This is a genomic window from Xanthomonas sp. WHRI 10204, assembly GCF_040202875.1.
Lineage (GTDB): Bacteria > Pseudomonadota > Gammaproteobacteria > Xanthomonadales > Xanthomonadaceae > Xanthomonas.
The window spans coordinates 2138231-2161873 of sequence record NZ_JBEGDW010000001.1; the positions used below are offsets into that span (position 1 = coordinate 2138231).

Annotated in this window: 12 protein-coding genes and 1 pseudogene; 12 read left to right on the plus strand and 1 reads right to left on the minus strand. The window is 65.5% G+C overall.

The genetic code is table 11. The features are described from left to right. Positions 1-14: 14 nt before the first annotated feature. Together ABQZ00_RS09400 and ABQZ00_RS09405 are read left to right on the plus strand one after the other, a co-directional pair. The gene (locus ABQZ00_RS09400) at positions 15-12062 is read left to right on the plus strand and encodes a filamentous hemagglutinin family protein (RefSeq protein WP_323536968.1); all 12048 of its coding nucleotides are present in this window, start codon (positions 15-17) and stop codon (positions 12060-12062) included. A 263-nt stretch (positions 12063-12325) separates the two neighbouring features. Continuing rightward, the gene (locus tag ABQZ00_RS09405; RefSeq protein WP_323536967.1) at positions 12326-13642 is read left to right on the plus strand and encodes a PstS family phosphate ABC transporter substrate-binding protein; all 1317 of its coding nucleotides are present in this window, start codon (positions 12326-12328) and stop codon (positions 13640-13642) included. A 495-nt stretch (positions 13643-14137) separates the two neighbouring features. Here ABQZ00_RS09405 and ABQZ00_RS09410 read toward each other — a convergent pair whose 3' ends face one another. Next, positions 14138-15103, minus strand: coding sequence for a LysR family transcriptional regulator (locus tag ABQZ00_RS09410; RefSeq protein ID WP_115562030.1), 966 nt, complete (start codon positions 15101-15103; stop codon positions 14138-14140). Positions 15104-15218: 115 nt separating this feature from the next. Between ABQZ00_RS09410 and ABQZ00_RS09415 the strand changes: the two genes are divergently transcribed. The 10 genes and pseudogenes from ABQZ00_RS09415 to ABQZ00_RS09460 all read left to right on the plus strand — a co-directional run bounded on the left by ABQZ00_RS09415 (position 15219) and on the right by ABQZ00_RS09460 (position 23531). Beyond that, a complete protein-coding gene (locus tag ABQZ00_RS09415; RefSeq protein WP_323536966.1) occupies positions 15219-15842 on the plus strand; it encodes a flavodoxin family protein in 624 nt (207 codons plus the stop codon). Between the two features lie 33 nt (positions 15843-15875). Next, positions 15876-16175: a YciI family protein gene (locus ABQZ00_RS09420; RefSeq protein WP_323522929.1), complete on the plus strand. Its 300-nt coding sequence runs from the start codon at positions 15876-15878 to the stop codon at positions 16173-16175. A gap of 16 nt (positions 16176-16191) precedes the next feature. After that, a complete protein-coding gene (locus tag ABQZ00_RS09425; RefSeq protein ID WP_323536965.1) occupies positions 16192-16650 on the plus strand; it encodes a hypothetical protein in 459 nt (152 codons plus the stop codon). Then, on the plus strand, positions 16601-17296 hold the full coding sequence (locus ABQZ00_RS09430; protein ID WP_323536964.1) for a type 1 glutamine amidotransferase domain-containing protein: 696 nt from the start codon (positions 16601-16603) through the stop codon (positions 17294-17296). Before ABQZ00_RS09425 ends, ABQZ00_RS09430 begins: the two co-directional genes overlap by 50 nt. A gap of 106 nt (positions 17297-17402) precedes the next feature. Next, a complete protein-coding gene (locus tag ABQZ00_RS09435; RefSeq protein ID WP_323536963.1) occupies positions 17403-18434 on the plus strand; it encodes an amidohydrolase family protein in 1032 nt (343 codons plus the stop codon). A 339-nt stretch (positions 18435-18773) separates the two neighbouring features. After that, positions 18774-19478, plus strand: a complete 705-nt coding sequence (locus ABQZ00_RS09440) for a putative quinol monooxygenase (protein ID WP_323536962.1) — start codon at positions 18774-18776, stop codon at positions 19476-19478. Between the two features lie 57 nt (positions 19479-19535). Further along, positions 19536-19816 (plus strand): annotated as a pseudogene (locus tag ABQZ00_RS09445) (helix-turn-helix domain-containing protein); the annotation flags it as partial. A gap of 833 nt (positions 19817-20649) precedes the next feature. Next, positions 20650-20946 (plus strand): XapX domain-containing protein, encoded by a 297-nt coding sequence (locus ABQZ00_RS09450; RefSeq protein WP_323536961.1) that lies wholly within the window; start codon positions 20650-20652, stop codon positions 20944-20946. A gap of 290 nt (positions 20947-21236) precedes the next feature. Next, complete coding sequence (locus ABQZ00_RS09455; RefSeq protein WP_323536960.1) at positions 21237-22127, plus strand: glyoxalase; 891 nt, start codon at positions 21237-21239, stop codon at positions 22125-22127. Positions 22128-22133: 6 nt separating this feature from the next. Further along, positions 22134-23531 carry an alginate export family protein gene (locus ABQZ00_RS09460; protein WP_323536959.1) on the plus strand — a complete coding sequence of 466 codons (1398 nt, stop codon included), beginning with the start codon at positions 22134-22136 and terminating at the stop codon, positions 23529-23531. Positions 23532-23643 lie beyond the last annotated feature (112 nt).

The window sequence follows — 23643 nt, forward strand, 5'->3', positions numbered from 1 at the left end:
TTCAAGGATTCGTCATGACCCGCAAACGTCGCTCCCGTCCCCTGCGCGTGTTCCTGTTGAGCGCGGCGATCTCGACGGCGCTGTTCGATCAGGCGCATGCACAATCCAGCCCGTTCGTGCGACGTGGCGCCGATCCGTCCGTGCAGGCCGCGCAGGCGGCGCAACAGCAGGGCGTGCAGTCCGCCGCGGCCGGGACGCTGGCACAGAAATCGTTGCAGGCGTTTCAACGCGCCGCGCAGGCACGCCAGGCGCTGGACGCCACGCAGGCTGCGGCGCGTGCTGCGGCAGCTGCAGCGCAGGCAGCGGTTCCCGACGGGCTGGTACGCGGTGGCTTGCAGGTGCCGGACAACGTGCAGATCGATCCCGGCACGGTGCTGGCGAGCGACCCACGGCTGGGCCAGCGCAACGTTTGGCTGGGCGCCAGGGCACCGACGCAACAGGTCAGCGATGGCACCACCCAGGTGACCGTGACCCAGACCCAGAAGAAGGCCATCCTCAATTGGGAAACCTTCAATGTCGGCAGCCGCACGCAGTTGCGCTTCGACCAGTCGGCCGGTGGCAGCGAAGCCGCGCAGTGGATCGCCCTGAATCGGGTCAATGATCCGGGCGCAGCGCCGAGCAGCATCCTGGGCAGCATCCAGGCGCAGGGTCAGGTGTATCTGCTCAACCGCAACGGCGTGTTGTTCGGTGCCGGCAGCCAGGTCAATGCGCATTCGCTGCTGGTGTCGTCGCTGGATCTGTTCGACCCCAACCGTGCCCTCAGCGACCAGACGTTCATCAATCGCGGCCTGTTTGGTCCCACCGGCCAGACCAGAGTCGTGTTGACCGGCAGCGAGGCCGCCGCCGACCGCATGCCGGGCGATATCCGCATCGAAGCCGGTGCCCGTCTTGCCACTGGCAGCCAGGGCTACACCGTGATCGCCGCGCCCAATGTCAGCAATGCCGGCAGCGTCACCGTGCAGGACGGCCAGGCGTTGCTGGCTGCGGTGCTGGGCCTGCGGCAATCGCAGGAGTTGCAACAACTGCTCGGCAGCAGCGGGACGAGCGCGCCGCTGGGCTTTGGCAATTTTCTGTCGCCGATCGGCAACGATCTTTCGGGCATTGGTCAGTTGGACAACAGCGGCATCGTGTCGGCGACGCGCGGGAATGCCACTCTGGTCGGTTACTCGGTGCAGCAACGCGGCCTGGTGCAGGCCACTACCAGCATCAGCCGCCCCGGCAGCGTGATGCTGCTGGCACTCAGTCAGGACAATCAACTCGGCGACAGCCTGGCCGGTTACAAGGGCGGTTCGCTGGTGCTGGCGCCCGGTTCGGTCACCGCGACACTGCCCGAACACGATGGCGAAACCACCACCTCCAGCGCTGCTTCGGACCTGGCGTTTGTCGGCCCGCGCATGGTGCTGGCCGGCGCGCAGATGCATCTGCAGCCGCAATCGCTGACGTTCGCGCCCGGTGGCACCGTGGACATGGTCAGCCTGGCCGCTGAGAGCAGCGATGCGCAACTGCGTGGCCGCACCGCCCTCACCAACCGCCTGCTGATCGACAGCGGTGCGCGGGTCGATGTCTCCGGTATCGCCAACGTGCAGCAGGCCATGCAGGACAATCTGGTGCGCATCCCGCGCGTGGGCTTGAACGAATTGGCCGATGCGCCGTTGCAACGCGACGGCGTGCTGTTCCGCCAGGCGCTGCAGTTCGATCGGCGTGCAACCGGTGTTCGCAGCGATGGCCAGGCGTGGGTCGGTAGCCCGCTGCTCAATGCACAAGGGTATGTGGACCAGGTGCCGCGCAGCATCGATGAACTCCTGCTCGATGGCGGCACCGTCAACATCGTGGCACGCGATCTGGTGATCGCCCCGCGTGCGCAGGTGCAGCTGGATGGCGGTTATTTGCGTACCGAAGGCGGCATGGTGGAAACAGCACGCCTGCTGGGTGCCGATGGACGCCTGTACGATCTGGCCAGCGCCGATCCCACACGGCAGTATCTGGGCATCGCCGGATCGCAAACGGTCGAACACACCCGCTGGGGCGTGAGCGAACAGTTCGGCAATCCGCTGCTGGGGACGCGCCGTTTTTACGAAAGCGAGTATCTGCAGGGCGGCAATGGCGGTGCGTTGAATATCGCGCTCGGGCGGCCGCTGGGCACCTCCGGCGTGGCGGTGCTGGCCGGCGAGATCTCGGCGCACGCGGTGTCTGGGCGGTATCAACGCGCCAGCGGTGCAATGCCGCAGGGCGGCACGCTCGGTATCAACAGCGATGCGGCCTTGTACAACACCACGTTGGGGCAGTCTGGCGATGCGCCGCGCGATCCACGCAGCTGGCAGATCGTCGACGCCGCCGTGCAGATGCCGCAGGGTCTGCAGATCGGCACGCAAACCTCGACGTTGCCCGGCAGCCAGGGCAATGCCCAGCAACGCGACAACCCGCTGTTCTGGTCGCAGCTGTCTAGCAGCATGCTCAAGGACAGCGGCCTGCACGGCGTGGCAATCGGCAATGCGCCGGTGATTGCAGTGGATGCGGATGCGCAGTTGCAGGTAAGCGATGGCGGACGCATTGCATTGCAGGCGCAGCGCGTCGAAGTGGATGGTGCGCTGATTGCGCGAGCCGGCACCATTGCGCTGCAAAGCAGTGGCGGGCTGGTCAAGCCGCAGGACTGGCGGCCGGATGCAGTGGACGCGCAGGAGCGCGGCGACCTGCTGCTTGGCGCTGGCGCGCGCCTGGACGTGAGCGGACGTTGGGTCAACGACGATCGCCGGCTCACGCTGGAACCACAGGGCCGCGCATTTATCGATGCCGGCAGCATCACGCTAGACGCGCTGCAGCAGGCCATCGGCGATGCGGGTTCGGCGACCGGACGCGACGTCAGTGCCTCGCTGCTGATCGCACCCGGCGCGGTGCTGGATGCATCCGGCGGCGGCTATGTCGCACCGGATGGCAGCCTGCCGCTCAGCGATGGCCGCCCGCTTGGACACGGCGGCGACATCGCGTTGCGAACCTATCAACGCCCGGCAGGCGAGAACGCAGGTTCGCCCACCTACACCGCCGACTTGCAGCGCGCCGACAATGCCGGCCGGCTGCAGTTCGATCCGGCCAGCCTGCGCGCAGACAGTTTTGCCGGTGGCGGCACCCTGAGCCTGCGTGCGTTCGGTGTGCAGATCGGTGGTCAGGCGCCGTCGGATCCGCGAGTGCTGCACCTGGATGCGGGATTCTTCGAGCAAGGCAGCTTTGGTCGCTACGATCTGGCCGCCGAGCACGATGCCAGCATCGCCGCCGGCAGCCAGGTGCGGGTGAGCCAGCGCAGCCTGCTTGCGAACCTGCAGACACTGCCCACGGCGCCCAGCGACAGCGCGGTGTTCGCCGGTGCCACGCAGGCCGGCGGCAATGGCTACGTCTCGTTGGGTCAGCTGGATCCGTTCTATCGTCCCAGCACCGATTTCGCGTTGCGTGGTGGCGATTATCTGGGCCGCGTCGCTGGCAATCCGACGCTGGATAACGGCACCGGGCAGGTGCGGATGGAGCGCGACGCACAACTGCTGCTGGACCCGGGTGCGACGGTTCGGCTGGGTGGGCGCGGCCAGGTCACGGTGCTCGGCGGCATCCAGACCCAGGGCGGCCACATCCTGCTCTCCGGCGACACCTCGGCCAGTTCGGGCCTGTCCGCACCGCCGGATATCGACGAAGGTCAGGCCTACGCACTGCCGGGCAAATCGGTCTGGCTTGGCGAAAGCAGCCGTCTGGATGTGTCCGGCGTCGCGGTGCTCGACCCGCAGGCGGCATGGCGGCCCGGCGCGCGCGGGCTGGTGCAGCCACGCAGCGGCCGCGTGCTCGATGGCGGCAGCATCACGCTCAGCAACGACAGCGGCGCGGTTGTCGTCGCTGCGGGCGCCCAACTGGATCTGCGCGGCGCCGCCGCCACGCTGGACCTACCCAGCGGCAGCCCGCTGATTGGCGCAGGCGACCCCCTGCAGGCGCAGACGGTGGGCAGTGCGGGCGGCCAGTTGGCATTGGCCGCCGCTACCGGCCTGTTCTTCGACGGACGCATCCAGGCTGCCGGCGGCACGCCGCAACAACGCGACGGCAGCTTGTCGCTGCTGCCGCTGCAGCTGCAATCCGGTAACGGGCTGCTGCTGCCCGGACCCAGCGGGGTGATCTTCACCCAGCATGACAGCCGCCTACCGCAAGGCGCACAACCCGGTGCACCGCTGCCATTGGCAACCGCCACGCCGGGCCCGCTGTACTTCGCCGCCGACCGTCTCACCGGCGCCGGCATCGACACCTTGCAGGTTGGCGACCTGGCGCCTATCGAAGCGCGGCCGCTGGTGCCGGTCGGATTTGCCGGCGATGTGTCGTTGCAGCTGTCGCGGGCGCTGCTGTTAAACGCGCCGTCCTATGCGCTGTTGCGCAGCGATGCAACCGACTTCTCGTCACTGGCCGACAGCAGCCGGGTCGATCTTGGCGCTGCCTACGTGGGCCTGTCTGGCTACCGCCTGCAGCGCGCCGGCGAAATCACGCTGGCGCAGCCGCGAGCCGGCAGCGATACCACCCTGGCGGTGCAGGCGCAGCAGATCGATGTGGGCGGGCAGTTCACGCTCGACGGAATTGGCAATACGCTGCTGTTCAGCAGCGGCGCGCTGCGCTTCCACACCCCGGTGGCCTACGCCTATGCGCAGAACGCCACCGGCGGTGCCACCCCGCGTGCCGGCGACCTGCTGACCTCCGGCAATCTGATCTTGCGCGCCGCGCAGGTGTATCCGGGTAGCGGCGAAACCTTCCTGGTGCGTGCCCTGGGCGCGACGGATGCCAGCGGCACCCGCGCCGACACCCAGATCCATCTGCAAGCGGTCGGCGATGTGCCGGCGCTGCCGTTGTCGGCCGGCGGTACGCTGGCCATGGACGCCACCACCATCGTGCAGGAGGGCCGCCTGCGCGCACCCAACGGCCGGCTGATACTCGGCGTCCAGGCCGGCGAAGACGGCGCGGCCGATGCCGTCTTCGGCCCCCGTGCCACCACGCCCACGCGCGAGGTTCGCCTGGAGCCCGGCAGCCTGACCTCGGTGTCGTTGGAAGGCGCGGTGTTGCCGTATGGCACCACCGTGGATGGCAGCCAGTGGCGCTACGACGGCACCGTGCAAGGCACCTCGGCTGCGCTGACCGCCCCGCCACAGAAACAGATCCGTCTTGCGGGCGACGCGGTGGCCTTGGCGCCCGGCGCGCGCGTGGACCTGTCTGGCGGCGGCGATCTGCTGGCCAGCGAGTGGGTGCCGGGTACCGGCGGCAGTCGCGATCTGCTGGCCTCCAGCAACACCAGCTATGCCAGCGGCGCGGCCACGCAGGTGCCGCTGTACCCCGATGGACGCCGCGTGTATGCCATCGTGCCCGGCCCGCAATCGCTGCTGGCCGCCAGCGATGCGCCGTTCGAACGCCTGGAGGGCGCACCCGCACCCGGCAGTGCGGTGTACCTGGACGGTGTGCCTGGCCTGGCCAGCGGCACCTACACCCTGCTGCCGGCCCGGTACGCCACCCTGCCCGGCGCCTTCCGGGTGGTGATGCGGCCCGACAGCAGCGATGCCACGGCGGCGCAGAACCTGCTGGCACCCGACGGCACCGCCGTGGTGGCCGGTCATTTGGTCGACACCTTGAGCGGCACGCGCAATGCGCGCGCGCACTTGTTCGAGGTGCAGTCGGCAGCGACCTGGGGCCGGTATTCGGAATACACCAGTACCCGTGCCACCGCCTTCTTCGATGCGCAGGCCAGCCTCAGCCAGCAAGCGGCAGCTCAATTGCCACGCGATGGTGGGCAGCTGATTCTGGCAGCCACGCAGCGGCTCGGCCTGGGCGCCACGCTCTCCACCGCAGCCGCCAGCGGCGGCAGCGCCGCGCAGGTGGACATTGCCGCACGTGCGCTGCAGGTGCTTGGTAGCGGGCAGGTTGCCAGCGATGGCTACGTCGGGATCGACGCCGGCGCGCTCAATGCGCTGAACGCCGGCAGCCTGTTGCTGGGCGGCGTGCGCGAGCAGACCACGGCGGGCACGCGCGTGCACGTGACATCGCAACGTGTGCGGGTCAGCAACACTGCCGATACCGCGTTGCGCGCACCGGAGCTGTTGCTGGCCGCTGGCGGCGACAGCAGCGGCAGCGGCGTCTACATCGATGCCGGTAGCGTGCTGCAGGCGCAGGCCGGCAGTGACGCGCGGGTCGCCACACCGCTGTTGCTGGGCGAGGCGTCTGGAGAGAGCGGCGACGGTGCGCTGCTGCGCCTGTCCGGCGTGGGTCCCGTTGCGCTGCAGCGCGCCAATGTGCCCGATGCCGCACAGTCGAAGGCGTTGCTGCAGATCGGCGATGGAGCACGCCTGGAGGGTGGTGCGGCGCTCACGCTGGATTCCACCGGCGCCAGCGCCATTGCCGCTGGCGCCGTGCTGCGCGGCGAGCAGATCGATGCCAGCGCCGGCCGGGTGCGCCTGGATACGCAAGCGGTCAGCAGCGATGCCGATGGGCTGGTGTTCGGTCTGGCCAGCCTGGCTCAGTTCGGGCAGGCCAGACAAATCAGCCTGCACAGCTATGGCGACATGACGTTTGCCGGTGGCCTGGACCTGCGCGTGGACAACGCCCTCACCCTCAGCGCCGGTCGCTTCATCGGCGATGGTCGCTCGGTCAGCCTGCAGGCCGATCGGCTGACCCTGTCCAACCTGGGCGCTGCAGCCGATCCTGCCGGCGTGGTCGCAGGCAGCGGTCTGCTGAGACTGCAAGGGCGCGAGGTGGCGTTTGCAGGCGGCGACAAGCAACTGGCCGGTTTTGCAGCGGTCGCGGTCGAGGCCAGCCAGCAGGTGGTGGTGCGCGACCGTGGCGAATTCGATTTCGGCGCCGTGGATGTCGACCTGCGCGCGCCGTTGCTGCTGGCCGACGCCGGTGCCGACCATGCATTGATCACCACCGGCGCACTACGGCTCGCGCGCAGTGAAGGCAGCAGCGACACCGCTCGCCCGTTGGGCGGCCGGATCACCTTGCAAGGCGGCAGTGTCGACAGCACTGCGCTGATCCGCGCCAACTCCGGGGCGATCCAGCTGCGCAGCAGCCAGGGCGCAGTGCGCCTGCACGATGGCGCACACCTGGACGCGGCCGGCGTTGTGGACACGTTCTTCGACCGCGTCCAAGCCACGCCCGGCGGCAGCATCACGCTCGCTGCCGCGCATGGCGATGTGTCTGCCGATGCCTCCACCCGGCTCGACGTGAGCGCCCCAGCACAGGCCGACGCTGGCTCGCTGACGCTGATAGCGGCACAAGGCAGCGTCACCCTGCCCGGCCGCAACGACGGCACCGCCGCACAGGGACGCGGCGGGCGTTTTGTGCTGGATTCGGGCAGCCCGGTCGCGCTGGATCCGCTGGCAACGCAACTGGCCGCAGGCGGTTTCGATGGCGCCATCGACGTACATGCGCGCAGCGGCAATCTGTGGCTGTCGGCCGGTCGCAGCCTGCGTGCGGACAGCGTTAGCCTCACCGCCGACGGCGGCGCGTCCGTCGCCGGCCGCGATGCGGACAATGGCAATCTGCGCATCGACGGCCGCATCGATGCCTCCGGGACGCAAGGCGGCAGCATCGCTTTGTGGGGACGCCACGGCATTGCCATCGACGGCCAGCTGTTGGCGCGTGGCAGTGCCGCCGACAAACGCGGCGGCAGCATCCAGCTCGGCAGCAGCGGCGTGGCCGATGGCTCGTTGAATCCAGAGTTCGGCTACCAGAACGTGCAGGCCGCAGCGGCGGGCACCATCGCCATCGGTGCCGCTGCCGTGCTGGATGTCTCCGGCGGCAGTGCCGGTGGCCTGTCCGGTGGCGATGTGCAGATCCGCACGCCGCTGTTGAACGATGGCGAGGTCAACGTCACCGTCGCCGATGGCGCCAGCATCCGCGGCGCGCGTAGCGTGGATCTTGAAGCGTATGCGGTGTGGAGCACCACCGACGCCAGCACCGATGCAGTCAAGCATTTCGATGGCATCGTCGACCCGGCCGGCTGGTACGACGCACAAGGCAGCCTGGTGGCAGGCAGTTGGTCGGACATGACCGGCACGCCGATCGCAGTGGCGCCGAGCACGCCGGAACAGATCGCCGATTACCTGAGTCGTTATCTTTTTACCCCCGACAACGCCAATCTCGCGCATCGGCAGTTCTATGGCTATGCCGACGATGCGGCGCGCACCCCCGGCACATTGATGGGCTTTGTGCTGCGCCCCGGCTTTACGTTCGAGCAGCGTCTGGCGAATGTGCCGAATCTGCACGCCCGCCCGGGCATCGAACTGCGTAACCCCGACCCTACCCTCAACGGCGGCGAAATCCGCGTGCTGAGCAACTGGAACCTGGGCGCCGGCGCCAACCGCAATCAACTGGATTTCCGCTACAACGGCAACGCACCCACGGTCAGCCTGCGCGCCGAATCGGCCGTGATCGTCAAGGCCAGCCTCAGCGACGGGTTCTATCAACTCAGCAACCCCTTCGGCGGTGGCGGGCCGCAGGCCAGCTATCCCACGGCGAACTCCGGCTATCAGGCAGTGCTCGCGTTCGGGCAGGACCAGCTGTTCGCCACCCTGGACGGCCTGGTTCCCGCGCCGCCGTCCAGCCTGGGTGGCGACCAGGAACAGGCCCTGCAGTACTACGGCCAGTACATGCAGTTACTGGCCATGCTGCAGAAATCGCAGCCGGAATGGGCAGGCACGTTCCCGCCCTACGACACGTTGCTGGGCGGTTTCATCGCCAACTACGCGCCCGAACTGGGCTACCCGGTGCAGGACTATCCCGGTCAGCCGGTGGCGCCACCGGCGCCGAGCTCGCCCGCCGACTATCCGCAATACCTCAACAATTACGAGCGCTACGTGCTGGATCTGGCTGCGTTCTACAACGCGCTAGGGGAGTTCGCGTTGCCCACTTTCACCGCACCAGCGCTGCCAGTGCTGGGAGCGCTGCTTCCGGCGGCCACCCAGAACACGCCGTCCCTGCAGGCCAACGCCAACAATCCGCTGCCGATGGCGACCACCAGCCTGATCGGTGGCGACAGCAGCAGTTACCGCCTTATCGCTGGCGCAGATTTTTCCGGCATTCGTCCCGATGCGCTGCGCGCCGACAGCACTGCGGACGTGGTGCTGGATGGTCACCAGCGCTACCAGGAAGACGGCCTGAAAGATCTGCTGCTTCCCACCGTAGTGCGTACCGGAACCGGCAGCATCCAGATCGCCGCCGCACGCGATCTGCGTTTTGCCGACGTCGATGCACCGGCCAGCATCTACACCGCCGGCCGGCCCGCTGGCGATGGCGAGATCGGCACCGATGTCCGGGTTGTACGCAATGACGGCAGCGCGGCCGATCAGATCGTCAGCGCGCAGGCCAACGCCGACGCTGCCGGCAACATCCAGCTGCAGGCCGGGCGCGATATTGTGGGCAACCGCCAGATTTACGATCGCGACGGCAGCAGAACCGGAGTGACCGGCAATTATGTCGGTCAGTACTGGTGGCCCTGGTTGCAAGTGGGTAATCCGCTGGACACCGATGGCACCACCCCACGCGCTGGGCTCATCAACTATGGTGGCTTCGCTCAGGGGGTGCTGGCCAGCGGTGGCGACGTGGCGGTGCAAGCCGGTCGCGATATCCGCGAACTGTCGGTCTCCCTGCCGACCAGTTACCAGCTGGTGGCCGATGGCCGGCAGACGTACGGCGGCGGTGATCTCGATGTGCAGGCCGGGCGCGATGTGCTGGGCGGCGATTACTTCGTCGCACGTGGACAAGGCAACCTGAGCGCCGGCGGCAGTCTGGGCAGCGCGTTTGCCCTGAGCGCGCAAGGCTTCGATATCAATGGCACCCCACGTACCGTGAACAGCGCGGTCGACCCGGTGCTGGCGGTGCAGGACGGCCAATGGGCCGTGCACGCCGGTGGCGATGTCGCGCTTGGCGCCATCGTCAATCCCGCCTATCTCACTGCCACCGGCAGCATCGGTCCACTGTTGGGCGCTAGCGCGCGTGCGACCACCGATTACGGCCAGACCTCCTCGGTCGAGATCGATGCACTCAATGGCGATGTGCGATTGGGAACGCTCAAATTGCCTGGCGTGCTGTTCTTCAACGGGCAACGCGACCCGAGTCGCGGCACCGACAGCGCCATCCTCACCGACAGCGTATTCGACAGCGTTCTGCCCGCACAGCTGTATGCAAGCGCGCATGGTGGCGCCATCCAGATCGAAACCAGCGGCCGGCTGTATCCGTCCGCGCAGGGGCAACTGGAGATCCTGGCCCAGGACGATATCCGCTTGTTCGACGACACCTTGAGCGGCGGCAGACGCAAGTTCGAACTGGCGATGCTGGATGAAACCGGCGCCTATGCCGGCGACGACAGCGCTGCAGCGGCAACCGACAAACTCAACCTGCATCGCCAAGACACCCAGCCGGTGCGCCTGTACAGCCGCGATGGCGATTTGGTCGGCGGCTACGCGGTGGATGGCTTCATGGTCAATCCGCTGACCATCAAGCTGCCCAAATTCGCCGATCTGCGTGCCGGCGGCGATATCGTCAATCTGGATCTGCGTGCACAGAACTACCGGCTGAGCGATATAACCCGCGTGCAAGCGGGCCGCGATATTTACTACACACCGGTGCAGGGCGGTGCCAATCAAAGCACCAGTACCGAGGCGGTGCGCTGGGGCTGGATGGAGCTGGCAGGCCCGGGTACCTTCGAGGTACAGGCCGGGCGCAATCTTGGTCCGCTCACCTCGGCCAATGAGGCGCTGAGCGCGGCATTGCTCAACGACCGCAATGCCGGCGGCATCCGTACCACCGGCAACCGCAGCAACACCGGATTGCCCAGCGAAGGCGCGGACCTGGTGGTGCGCTACGGCATTGCCAATGGCGAACAAGCCGATGCCTTCGCCGCGCAATACCTTGACCCGTCCAGCGCACATAGCAACGCCACGTATCAGCAATGGTTACTCGCGTTCAGTCGCCTGCATTCGGCCGAAAGTGTCGGAACCGAGCCATCCCCCGCGTTGCAGGCCAACACCGGGCCGGCCGCGGCGGCGACCGCAACCGCAACAGATGCCTGGCAGACCTTCAACCGTTTGCCGGCCAGCACCCGCAGGCTGCTGACCGAGCGCGTTTTTCTGGACGTGCTTAAACAGGTGGGCGAAGGCTACGCCAATCCCGCCAGTGCCGATTTCCAGAAGTACGCACGCGGCTATGCCGCGATCGATCTGCTGTTTCCGGCCAGCCTGGGCTACACGCGCAACAACCTGGAAGGCGGCGCCAACGGCGCCAGTGAGCGCGTGCGCACCGGCGCGTTGGACATGCGTGGTTCGACCTTGCAGACCGAACGTGGCGGCGACATCCGTGTGCTCGGCCCCGGCGGCGATCTGCAGATCGGTAGCGTGCTGGCCCCGCCGAGCGTGGTCGATGGACAAGGCAATGTGCTGATCGGCCCGGCGCAACAAGGCATTCTGGCCGTCGGCCAGGGGGAGATCGGCCTGTTTACCGATGCCAACGTGCTGCTCGCGCAGAGCCGAATCTTCACCCAGCGCGGCGGCAACCTGACCGTGTGGAGCTCCAACGGCGACATCAACGCCGGCAAGGGAAGCAAGACCAGTGCCGAGCGCGCTCGCGCCCGCTATCTGTGCGACCAGGACCAGTTCTGCATGCTGGACGCCAGTGGACAGGTGAGCGGTGCCGGCATCGCCACGCTGCAACTCAATCCCGGCGATCCGCGTGGAAACGCCGTGTTGGTTGCGCCGCGAGGCACCGTCGACGCGGGTGATGCAGGTATTCGCGCCGCCGGTAATCTGGTGGTGGCCTCGCAGTTCGTTGCCAATGCCGACAATATCCAGGTCCAGGGCGATGCGGTCGGGGTTGGCAGTACGCGCAGCGTCAATACCAGTGCGCTCAGCAGTGCATCCAATGCAGCCTCTGCAGTGGCTGATGCCGCCAGCGAGGTCGCCAAGCGTCCGGCAACTGTCACCGACACGCCATCGATCATCACCGTACAGGTGGTGGGATTCGGTGACTGCCCTGAAAACGATGCTAATTGCCGGAAAACCCCGTGATTCTGTCAGCGCTTGCGCTCGTCATCGAATGGAGATATTGCCCCGTGCGAATGCAGTAAATCTGACATTCCCGCATAAATCCGTATGCGGTCGAAATATGAATGTTGCATTTCGTCGCAATTAACCGAAGTCACAAAAGAAATTTAATTTTGTCGCGCAACCATAACGCAAGAAGCGCAGCCTGGGTTTGCGATAGTTAATCGCATTCAATTCGCACGGATAAACCCATCCGATCCGCTGTTTTCCAATGAAGGAGAAAAGCAGTGCGCACTTCCATTATTTCCCCCGTTTCGCTCGCCGCCGCCGTCGCGGCCGCTCTTGTTGTCCTGGCCACCCCCGCCATGGCTGCCGAAAATCTGTACGGTGGCGGCGCGACCTTCCCGGCGCTGCCTTATGTGGGCAATGCCTACCTGACGCCGAACCCCGATGCGCGTCTGTCCACCAATGCCGGCAACACCGCCGGCGGCAGCAGCACCGTTGCCGGGATCAGCGCAGGCTCGATCTTCGCCACGTTCAGCGCGGGCGCCAACAGCAACAAGGTGTCGTACTGCCAGACCGGCAGCGGCACGGGCAAGAACACGCTTGCAGGTACCGTCGCTGCCAACCAAGCGTGTAACGATTTCAGCGTCGCCCCCGCTGGCCTGAGCGCAGCCACCGCCACGCCGGATTTCATCGGCACCGATGCACCGTACAGCACCGCCGACTACCAGGCATTTCTGAGCGGCAGCAATGCCGCAGCACGCGTCGGCGTGGTGCAGATCCCGACCATCGCCGGTGCCATCGCGTTGTCGCAGAGCACAGCCACCACCGCGCTGGCGTTGACCTCCGCACAGGTCTGCCAGATATATTCCGGCCAGGTCAGTGACTGGTCGCTGGTCTCCGGCAGCGGCGCAACCGGCCCGATCAAGATCGTCTACCGTACCGATGGCAGCGGCACCAGCTTCGCCTTCACCAGCTATCTGGCGCGTACCTGCAATGGCACGGCCAATGTGCCGTCGGGCTTTGTCTTCACCCCCAACCAGACCTTCAACTCGGCACTACCGGGCGGTGTGAGCACGGTGTACGGCTCGCGCGGTATCGGCGCAAGTGGCAACAACGGTGTGGTCACCGCGGTGCGCGCAACGGCCAACACCAATGCGCTGGGGTATGCCGACATTGGCGAAGTGCTGCTGCAGTCTGCCAAGTACGCCAAGGTCAACGGATTCGATCCGGCGCTGTTTGGCCAGAACGGAACCCCGGTGTCGCTGGCAGCGGCGGCCCTGCTGAGTGGTCGCGTGCTGGATGGTGCCACCGTCAACGCAGCACCGGGTACCGGAACGCAGGCCGTCAAGAATTGCGTCCGCCTGGTCAATCCGGCCGCGTCGATCACCAATGCGTATCCGATCGCGGCCATCACCTACGTTGCCGGCTATACCAGCGGCAATGGCAGCGCCGCGCACGTGCAGGCAGTGAAGGATCTGTTCGGTATCTTCTACAACACCACCACGCGTCCGGCATTACCAGCCGGCTTTGCCTACCTCGATGGCGTCGCTGCGTTCCGTACCTCGGTACAGAACACCGTGGCGACCTGCGTGCAGTAACGACTGCCGCAGATGTAATACGCAGCGATTGGCGGCGGGCAGCAATGCCCGCCGTTTTGGCTTTGCGCGCGTTGATGCTTAGAAGACGTTGAACAAGTTCTAAGGGGCACGATCCTCAGTAAGGCCTTGCTGCTGTACTCGCCATTCATTGCGACACGGTCGCTTGCTTGGCATCAGGTAGCAGCCGCTTTGCCGCACCATCTCTTAGCGCGCGCGTGTTTGGGGTGCTTGGGCTGACTCCGTCCGGGATGTTGATGCCACGCCGCCTCAAGTGCTGCCGGCGGATCGTTCAATTTGGTCAGTTGTGCCTCAAGTGCATTGGACTCCTGAAGCGCACGAAATGATCTCCGCATATGCCCGGTCTTCAGTGGCGCGCATGTGTTGGTTCAAAGTGTCTCGCTCGGCATGCGCCGTATCCAGAAATTCCTGGAGTTGAGTCCATAGCGTTTCGTTGGCGCCTTCTGCACCAGTGGCACGCTTCGACAGCACCATGCGTCAAGTCGCACCTATCGCATAGGCATCCAGCATCTTCAATGGCACGTGCAAGGTCTTATCTGCGGAAAACGCCTCCAGCAGGTAGTCCACCGTGACCCGCACACGCGGAGCGATCAGGGCGCGGTGGGGATACTGTATGACCATCTCGTAGCTGCCGGGGTGGTACTGGCGATGCAGCACGATCTTCAATCTGCCCGAGACCAGTTCCTCCCATGCCAGATGCACCCCAACCTGTGCAATGCCGATGCCGTCGCATGCGGCCGCGACCAGGCTTGCCGGTGCCGACAACGTCAGCAGCGCGGTGTCGGACGGATCGAGGGTGACGATACCGCCGTCTGTCGCGCGGAAACTCCATGTCGCCACCGCACCGCCCAGGAAGCGCCGCGCGATCAGCCTGTGCTGGCGCAACTCGCTGGGATCGCGCGGTACGCCGTGGCGCGCCAAATAATCGGGCGAAGCGACGAGGACGGTGTTCAGGCGACAGACCGGGCGCGATACCAGCGCGGAATCGCGGATGTTTCCCCCGCGTAGGGCCAGGTCGTAACCGCCGCGCACGAAATCGACGACGCGGTCGTCGAAGTCCACCTCCACCGACAAGCCGGGATGCCGCGACAGCAGGCCCGGCAGCACTGGCATCAGATGTTCCTGTCCGAACGAAACGCTGGTGGTGATGTGGACACGCCCACTGAGCTGCTCGCGCTGTATGGCAACGGCATCGACGGCCGCGTCCAATGCTTCCAGCGCCAGCCGTGCCCGCCGCAGGAACGCGACGCCCTCGTCGGTGAGCTTGAGCGTGCGCGTCGTGCGGTTCATCAGGCGCACGCCCAGCACCTTTTCCAGAGTGGCGACGTTCTTGCTGACCGCAGCGGAGGTCACGCCAAGCGTGCGCCCGGCCGCCGCGAAGCTGCCGCCGTCGGCGGCGTGCACGAAGGAAAGAATGGCGCGGACGCGGTGTGGCGAATCCATGCTGTGCTCGGATAGACAGCGGCGAGGCCGGAGACCCGATTATCAACTGCAGGTTGATAGATGATCAACCAATTGACGACTTCTGGTTTAGAGATACGCCGCGCATGATGCCGGCATGTCATCGATAAGCACTCCCCCGCCGAGCATCTGCGTCGTCTACGACAGCGGCTACGGCCACACACGTAGGCAGGCCGAGGCCGTCGCCGAAGGCATTCGCCGCGTGTCGGGAACCGAAGCGCGGTTGATCGCCATCTCCGACGGCCCGATTCCCTGGCCGGCCCTCGCCGCCAGCGATGCCATCGTTTTCGGTGCGCCCACCTACAACGGCGCGCCCAGCGCTCGCTTCAAACAGTTCTGCGAGGACTCCACCGCGGTCGCCTGGAACGCGATGAAGTGGCGCGACAAGATCGCCGCCGGCTTCACCAATTCCGGCGCGCAAAACGGCGACAAGCTGCATTCGCTGATCCAGATGGCGCTGTTCGCCGCGCAGCACGGCATGGTGTGGGTGGGGTTGGACCTGAAGCCCGGCAATGACAGCAGCCGAGGCAGCGTGCACGACCTCAACAGACTCGGAAGCTGGCTGGGCGCCATGGCGCAATCCAACGGCGACCAAGGCCCGGACGACACCCCCATCGCAAGCGATCTGGAAACGGCCGCCTACCTTGGACAGCGCGTGGCCGAGACGGTGCGCCGGCTTGGTTCCGTCGGACCTGCATCCGCCCGCGTTGAACTCGCCTGACGCACCTCCATCCATTTCCCACAAGGACCTGCCATGAAATTCCTCTGCCTCGACACGCCTCAGCCCGGCGCCAGCCTGGAAAAGTACCAGCCGCACATGCTGGACGAAGCCCGCCATTGCTGGCAGGACTACAAAAGCGGCTTCGTCCGCGACATTTATTTCCGCCAGGATCGCCCTGGCGTTGCGATCATTGCCGAAGCCGACTCGGTCGAAACGGCGCAAAAAGTACTGAGCGCGTTTCCGCTGGCCAAGGCCGGACTGATCGGCTGGGAGGTGATCCCGCTCGGCCCGTTCACGAACTGGGAAATGCTCTTCGCATCCGGCAACGCCTGAGTCCTGATGAAGACCGATGGTCCAGCCGTCCCGCTTTCAGAACCGGGCCGTGCAGATCGTCGCCCGCCTGCAACTGCCCGGCAATTCCAGCGAGGACAGCAATTTTCCGGTGCTGGTCGGCATTCGCCCTGCCGGCGGTCTCGATCTTCAACACCTTGCCGGAGCCGCTGACGCCGCCACCACTGCTGGTCGCCGGCAGCTGAGCGTTATCAAGGAGGGGCTACAGCGACCAAGCCGATGCGCTCACCAAGGAGCCAGGCCGCTGTTGGTGATCGCAGGCACCACCCACATCGCACTGTCCGAGCTGCCGCACGACATCGATCCGACGGTTGCGACGCTCGCGCATTTTTCGGCAAGCACCTCGCACTCGATGCGGTCGCTTGACCATAGACCAGAGTTCGCTCGAACACAGGAATCCCAAGACCATGCCCAAGCACGCCTCAGACCTCCTGCCAGTCCTCTTCGTCGTCACTAGCTGCGCAGTGAAGGGCGACACAGGCATTCCCACCGGCTACAACCTTGCCGAAGTCACCCATCCGCTGGAAAAACTGCACAAGGCCGGTATCAAGGTGGAATTCGCCTCGATCCAGGGCGGCGACGCACCGTTGGACGGGATGGAAGACCTGCACGATCCAGTCATCGCGCACTACTGGGCCGATGCGGAATTCCGCCATGCGATCGCCAACACGGTGCGCCTGGACGAGGTGAATCCCGCGCGCTACTCGGCGATCTTCTTCGCCGGCGGCCACGGCACGATGTGGGACTTCCCCGACAGCGCCGCTGCGCAGAACGCGATCCGCGAGATCGATGCGGCTGGCGGAATCGTCTCGGCGGTGTGCCACGGCCCGGCGGCCCTGGTGAACGCGACACGCGCCGACGGCAGCCTGCTGATCGCCGGCAAGCAGGTCGCCGCCTTCACAGACGACGAGGAAGAGGAAGTGCAATCGACGCACGTCGTGCCCTTTCTGCTGGCGTCCACGCTCAACGCACGCGGTGCGCATCACCAGAACGCGTCCAACTGGGCCGACAACGTGATCGTCGACGGCGGGCTCATCACTGGCCAGAACCCGCAGTCTGCGGCGAGCCTGGGCGTCGCACTGCGGGACGCGCTGCTGGCCTGATCGCAGGCGGATATGGCGGCAGGCGTTCACGCTCGGCGCTGACTGCTCTGGTTGCCGCCGATGACCAAGGCTGCCTGCGTCCGATCCCTCTTTCAACGGGAGCATCATGAAACTGATCTGCGTCGAAGAACACGTGCTCGATCCGGCGATCGGACAGGCCGCGAAGCCGCGCGTAAGCGCCGAGGCGCCCTACCTCGCCGATTGGGGCCGCCGCGTGATCGATGGCCGGCAGGTGACCGATCGCAGTCGCCCGCATGTCATCGCGCCTGCCGAGTCCGCGCGCAAGGCGATGGAGATGGGCGCGTCGCGACTGGCGGACATGGACGCAGCCGGCATCGACATGCAGGTGCTGTCCTTCGGCGGATTCCCGCAACTGTTACCGGCGGCCGACGCTATCGCGCTCAATTGTGCAGCCAACGACAGGCTGGCGGAGGCAGTGCAGGCCCACCCCACCCGCTATGCCGGTTTCGCCACCCTGCCCTGGCAGGCGCCAGCCGCCGCGGCGCGCGAGCTGGAGCGTGCAGTGAAGGAACTAGGCCTCAAGGGCGCGCTGATCAACGGCCGCCCTGGCGATACATTTCTGGACGATACGCGCTACGCGCCGATCCTCGCCGCGTTGGACGCGCTGAAGGTGCCGCTGTACGTCCATCCCGGCCTGTCGCTGCCTGCCGTGCAGGCGCCCTACTACGGCGGCTTGGATCCCGAGCTGAGCGCACGCTTGTCCACGTTCGCCTGGGGCTGGCACAACGAAGCCGGCATCCAGGTCGTGCGCATGCTGCTGGCCGGGGTATTCGACCGCCATCGCAACCTGCAGGTCATCAGTGGCCACTGGGGCGAGATGGTGCCGTTCTTCCTGCAGCGGCTGGAGGATTCCATTCCGCAGGAAGCCTCGGGTCTGGAACGCTCTATCTTGCAGACCTATCGCGAACACGTGTACGTCTCCCCCAGCGGCATGCTCACCCTGCCGCATTTCCAGTTTGTGTACGCGCTGATGGGCGCGCAACGCATCCTGTATTCCATTGACTACCCCTACCAGAGCCTGGATGGCGCGCGCGCCTTCATCGACAACCTGTCCGTCAGCGATGCGGAAAAGGCGCTCATCGCCCACGGCAACGCGACGCGATTGCTGAGGCTGTGAGTCGGTCATGTCGAACACGACGCTACCGCCTCGTCGGCGTACGCTGCGCCAGGCAAACCCGCGTCAACGGCCTACGCCTGGTGATGACCGCAAGCATGGGCCACACACCGGGATGATGCGGACGTCGGCAGGCGACATGGTCCGGTGCGCGTCTGGCATCACGCATTGGCCAGACGCGCGCCGCCCCGGCAACGCCCACCGCGCCGGCACGGGAATACAGGACGGCCTGAGCGACGATCAGTACCACCGTCGACGGGGGCGCATCATGAACGTTTCAATCTGTAAGTACCCGTCGAACCAAGGTGGACTGACGTGAACTGCTGGAGAATTCTATTGACCATGGCAACGATGCTGGTCGCCCCGATTGCCGCCGCGCAGCCGGTGGTACGTCTCTTCGAATTGCAAACCGATCCTGCGCGGGCGCAAGTGTTCGATGCTGCGGGCCGGGACAATATGCAGGCCTCGCTCCGCGACGAGCCCGGTGTGCTGGCGATGCATGCGGTCGCCAGCCTGAGCAGACCCGGCCTGGCCTACGTGCTCGAACTATATGCCGACGAGGCAGCCTATCGGCGCCACATCGAGACTGCCCATTACCGGCGCTTCTTCGAATCGACGCGGTCGCTGGTCACAGACAAGCGCCTGGTCGAGACCGATCCGGTGTTCCTCGCGGAGCAGCCGGCTGCGCTATCGATCCTGCAGCGCGGCAAGGCGCCGGAAGCACGCATCGTCGAGGTGACGGTGAAGCGCGAAGACCTCGCCCAATTCCATCGCATCGTCACGAAGGAGATGCGCAAATCCATGCAGGTCGAGCCCCGCGTACTGGCGATGTATGCGGCGACCCGCAAGGGGCGGCCGGATCAATGGATCTTCTTCGAGATCTACGCCGATGCCGAAGCTTATGCCTCGCATCGCCAAACACCACACTTCAAGGACTACCTGCGCCTGACCGGCGACATGCTGGTGGAAAAGAGCCATGTCGAGGTCGAAAACATCGCGCTGCAAAGCCGCGGCGGATTGCGATTTGATCCGCCGGCGAGTGACTAGGTGTTTGATCCCAGACATTGAGGGTGCACTCTTTACCCACGACTGGAAGCAAGCACGATAGGCCAGGTTCTGCACGGGAACGCCACCACGACAGAGGCAATCCGTCGAGCGATACAACATCGTCAAGAAAGTCTGAGAGCGCTCTCCAAGCGTTAAGGAATTAACCAAAAAAAACCGTGGCGAAATGGAAGAAGCGGACCGCGGTTGCGGAGTTGCCCACCGGTCCGAGGCGGCCGCGCTCCATCGTTTTATCTAGTGAGTATGAGGCGGCGATCGTTGCCTTTCGCACGCACACCCAACTGTCGCTGGCCGACTGTCTCTACGCATTGCATCCGACCGGTGACAACGTGAGTGGCTTGCGCCAGATCGCCGAGTGCGATGTGATTGGCCGCTTCGATCACATCTGCAGCGCCCAATGCTGCGAGCAGTCCGCGTTAGGTCAGGAACGCCAGCAGCGGATCGCGAAAGGCACCAGGAAGTCGCTGATCTCCACGTCTGTGTTCTCCCCCACCACCGCAATCACCACGCGCGCGGTTGAAGCGAGCGCGATAGGCGGGATCAACGCCTCCTCGGTGGATGTGGCACTCGATGTCGCTGCTGCAAGTGGCGTCGCCTTCGATGGCGGCGCTGCACATCCGGCCAGCAAGACGCATGCAGCCAACGTGGCGTGCCGAACCAATCCAGGGCAGATGCCAGGTGCCATGGTGCTGCCGTAGGTGGGTGGTGTGCGTGCATTCTTTGCCCACTCCCCCGCAGCAACAATGCCGCTGTTACGTCATTTCCTGCAATGCGTCGATGTTGATCTGCCGTGCTGGTTGATGTCGCCTGATCCAGCCTGCTGCACAGGACGCATGGCGGAGGCGCGTCGTGCGCCGTGTGCACGCATCCCCCGAACGAGTCATCGGACCCTGCCCCGACGCGGTGTTCTGGATTCGGCCCGAGGCGTCCAGCATGGACCACATCGCTGGCGTCCCTCGACGCCCTGACCCAGCGATTCCCCCTCCAGAGAGATCGCGTCCATGACGATGTCTGATGTGTCGGGCCAGCGCCACGCGCTCGCCGGCAGTGCACTCCCCTCGCCACGCGACCAGGCACGTTGGCTGGCGGTGGCACGTAGACGCCATGCACTGCCGACCTGCGCGGACCGTGCGTCACAACAGGCAGTCGCACGATGAAGCCCTATTTGCTCTCGCTTGGCGCCGGTCTGCTGGTCGGTGTGATCTACAGCCTGCTCAATGTGCGCTCGCCAGCGCCGCCGGTCATTGCATTGGTCGGCTTGCTTGGCATCCTGGTCGGTGAGCAACTGCCGCCACTTGTGCGACAGCTGACAACGCGCAGTCAGACCGAGGCCTCGTGGATCGGGCATCAGGTCAAGCCACATATGTTCGGGCATCTGCCAGAAGGCAAACGCGTGCCGCTGGCTGCGCCATCACCGCCACCTGCGCGAACCGACGAAGGCGATGCGTGAGCGCGCTCGTCCATGCGATCTGATGGTGCATCTCACCTGCGTAAGGCCGAGTACGTCGCCGGCGAGAATCCTGCAAAGACGGCCGGTTGTTCTCTGTCGCGATGCGCGTAGCTGCAACGCAGATCGCGCGCGTGATCAAGCAACTTGGCAACAAACACAGCGCGATGCGGGCGGCGTCTAGTCCAACCGGCGCGCAAGAACGCTTCAAGTGCATCCAACTCCTACCGCAAAGGCATCGACAGCCCATGGCCGGAGATGCCGCCGCCGCCCTCTTTCCCGAAGGAACTTCCATGCGTCCGCTACTTTCCCTGAGCCTGTCCGCCGCGCTGATGCTGAGCGCGGTCCTTCCGGTCCTTGCCGATGCTGCAGCGCCGGTGTCGGTCGGCCCGCAGTACGACACCACACACGTCTATGTGGCACCCGCCGATGTGGATGCGTTTGCGCGCAGTTTCGCCGCGACCTTCGGCGGACAAAGCACGCGCCAGGTGATCGCCACGGTCACGCCAACGCCCAGCAGTACCAGTTCTCAACTGGTGCAGACGCCGGCAGGCACCGTGTCGTTGTTCGGATTTCGTACGCCGGTGCCCCACCCGTTCGGCAGCGAACGCACCGGCTATCTGGTGACCGACATGCAGCAGGCAATCAGCGCCGCACGCGCTGCCGGAGCGGAGGTACTGGTTGCGCCGTTCAAGGATCCTATCGGTATGGATGCGGTGATCGCCTGGCCGGGCGGCGTCAGCATGCAGCTGTACTGGCACGACACCGCACCGCATTACGCACCGCTGGCGACGATTCCGGAGAACCGCGTCTACGTCTCGCCAGATTGTGCCGATGCGTTCGTTAAAGCCTGGCTGAAGTTCTCGCATGGCAAGGTGCTGCACGATGACCGCCGTGCGGACGCAACGCTGATCGGCCGGCCTGGCGTCACTTACCGCAGCATCGTCATCAGCTCCGGCTTCGGTGCGCTGCAGGTGTTGGTGACTGACGGCCACCTGCCCTATCCGTACGGGCACGAGCTCACCGGATACGCAGTGGACGACCTTACGGCAACGCTCGCGCGCGCCACCGCGTCCGGCGCAAAAGTGTTGGTGCCTGCGGTGGCCGCGTCGGGTCGACAGTCGGCGATGGTGGAATTCCCCGGTGGCTATGTCGCCGAGCTGCACGCCGAACTCCACTCCTGATCGCACATGTCGTTACGCCTCACACTGCCCTTGATGTTGGTCCTGTGCCCATGCGCCGATGCATGGGCGCAGTCTTCGGTCGATGCAACCGCCGCCACACCGGTACGCCCTGCCATCAAGTCCAACCGTTGGCAGGAAGACTGGTCGCCGCTTGCTGACCCCGCGCTGCGCACGCACCCGTTCGATCGCCTGAAATATATCCCGCTTGGCGACGCCGGCTACGCCTCATTCGGCATCAACCTGCGCGAACGCTTCGAAAGCAATCACACGCCTGCGCTGGGTATCGGCCGCGAGAGCGACAGCTATCTATTGCATCGCCTGCAGGCGCATCTGGACGTGCGGGTTGGCGAGCACTTGCAGCTCTTTACCCAACTGGAAGACGTACGCGCAGTGAATAAACGCCGTATCGGCCCGGCCGATGCCAATCGTGCCGACCTGCGCATGGCGTTCGTCGCATACACCGCGCCACTGGCCGATGGCGATATAAAACTGCGCGTGGGCCGGCAGGAGTTTGCCTTCGACCTGCAGCGATTCGTCTCGCTGCGTGATGGCCCGAATGTGCGCCAATCTTTCGATGCGGTGTGGGTCAACTACGAGACCGGCCCATGGCGCTGGATTGCGTTTGTCAGCCAGCCGGTGCAGTACGCCGATGTGCGCAGCTTCGATGACTTCTCCAATCGACATCTGCGCCTTGATACCGTGCGCGTCGAACGCCACGTCCTGGGCAGCGACGAACTGTCGCTGTATTACGCACGCTATCGGCAGGATGACGCCAGCTTTCTGGATGCGGCCGGCAACGAGCGCCGCGATATTGTCGATGCCCGCTTCGCAGGTGTGCACACTGCATTGGACTGGGATCTTGAGGCGATGGGGCAACGCGGAAAGGTCGGCAACAGCCGTGCGCGTGCCTGGGCGCTCGGCCTCAAGGCCGGCTACACCTGGCAGGACACCGCGTTGACGCCGCGCCTGGGGTTGCAGGTCGATACCGCCTCCGGCGACCGACATCCGGACGATGGACAGCTTGAAACCTTCAACCCGCTGTTCCCGAACGGCGCATACATCAACCTGGCCGGCTACACCGGCTATAGCAACTTGCTGCAGATCAAACCGATGCTCACCCTGCGGCCCACCACACAGCTGAGCGTTACCGCCTCGCTCGGCCTGTTATGGCGGCAAAGCACCGCCGACGCCGTGTATGTGCAGCCAGACATTCCGCTGGCCGGCACTGCCGGCACCGGCAGTCACTGGACCGGCCGCTATCTGCAGCTGCGCGGTGACTGGAAGCTCAACACACACCTGCAGACCGCCATCGAAGCAGTCCATTACCAGGCCGGCGACACCGTGCGTTCCGCCGGCGGTCACGACAGCAATTACCTTGGCTGTGAGATGAAGTTCATGTGGTAGCTGGTGCTGGATCGCCCGCCGCTGCGCTTAGCTCGCTGATTGCTGAGCATTCATTGCGAACGTAGACGCCAATGCGACCGAAGCACCGTTGCGTTGATCGACGCATCAGTGC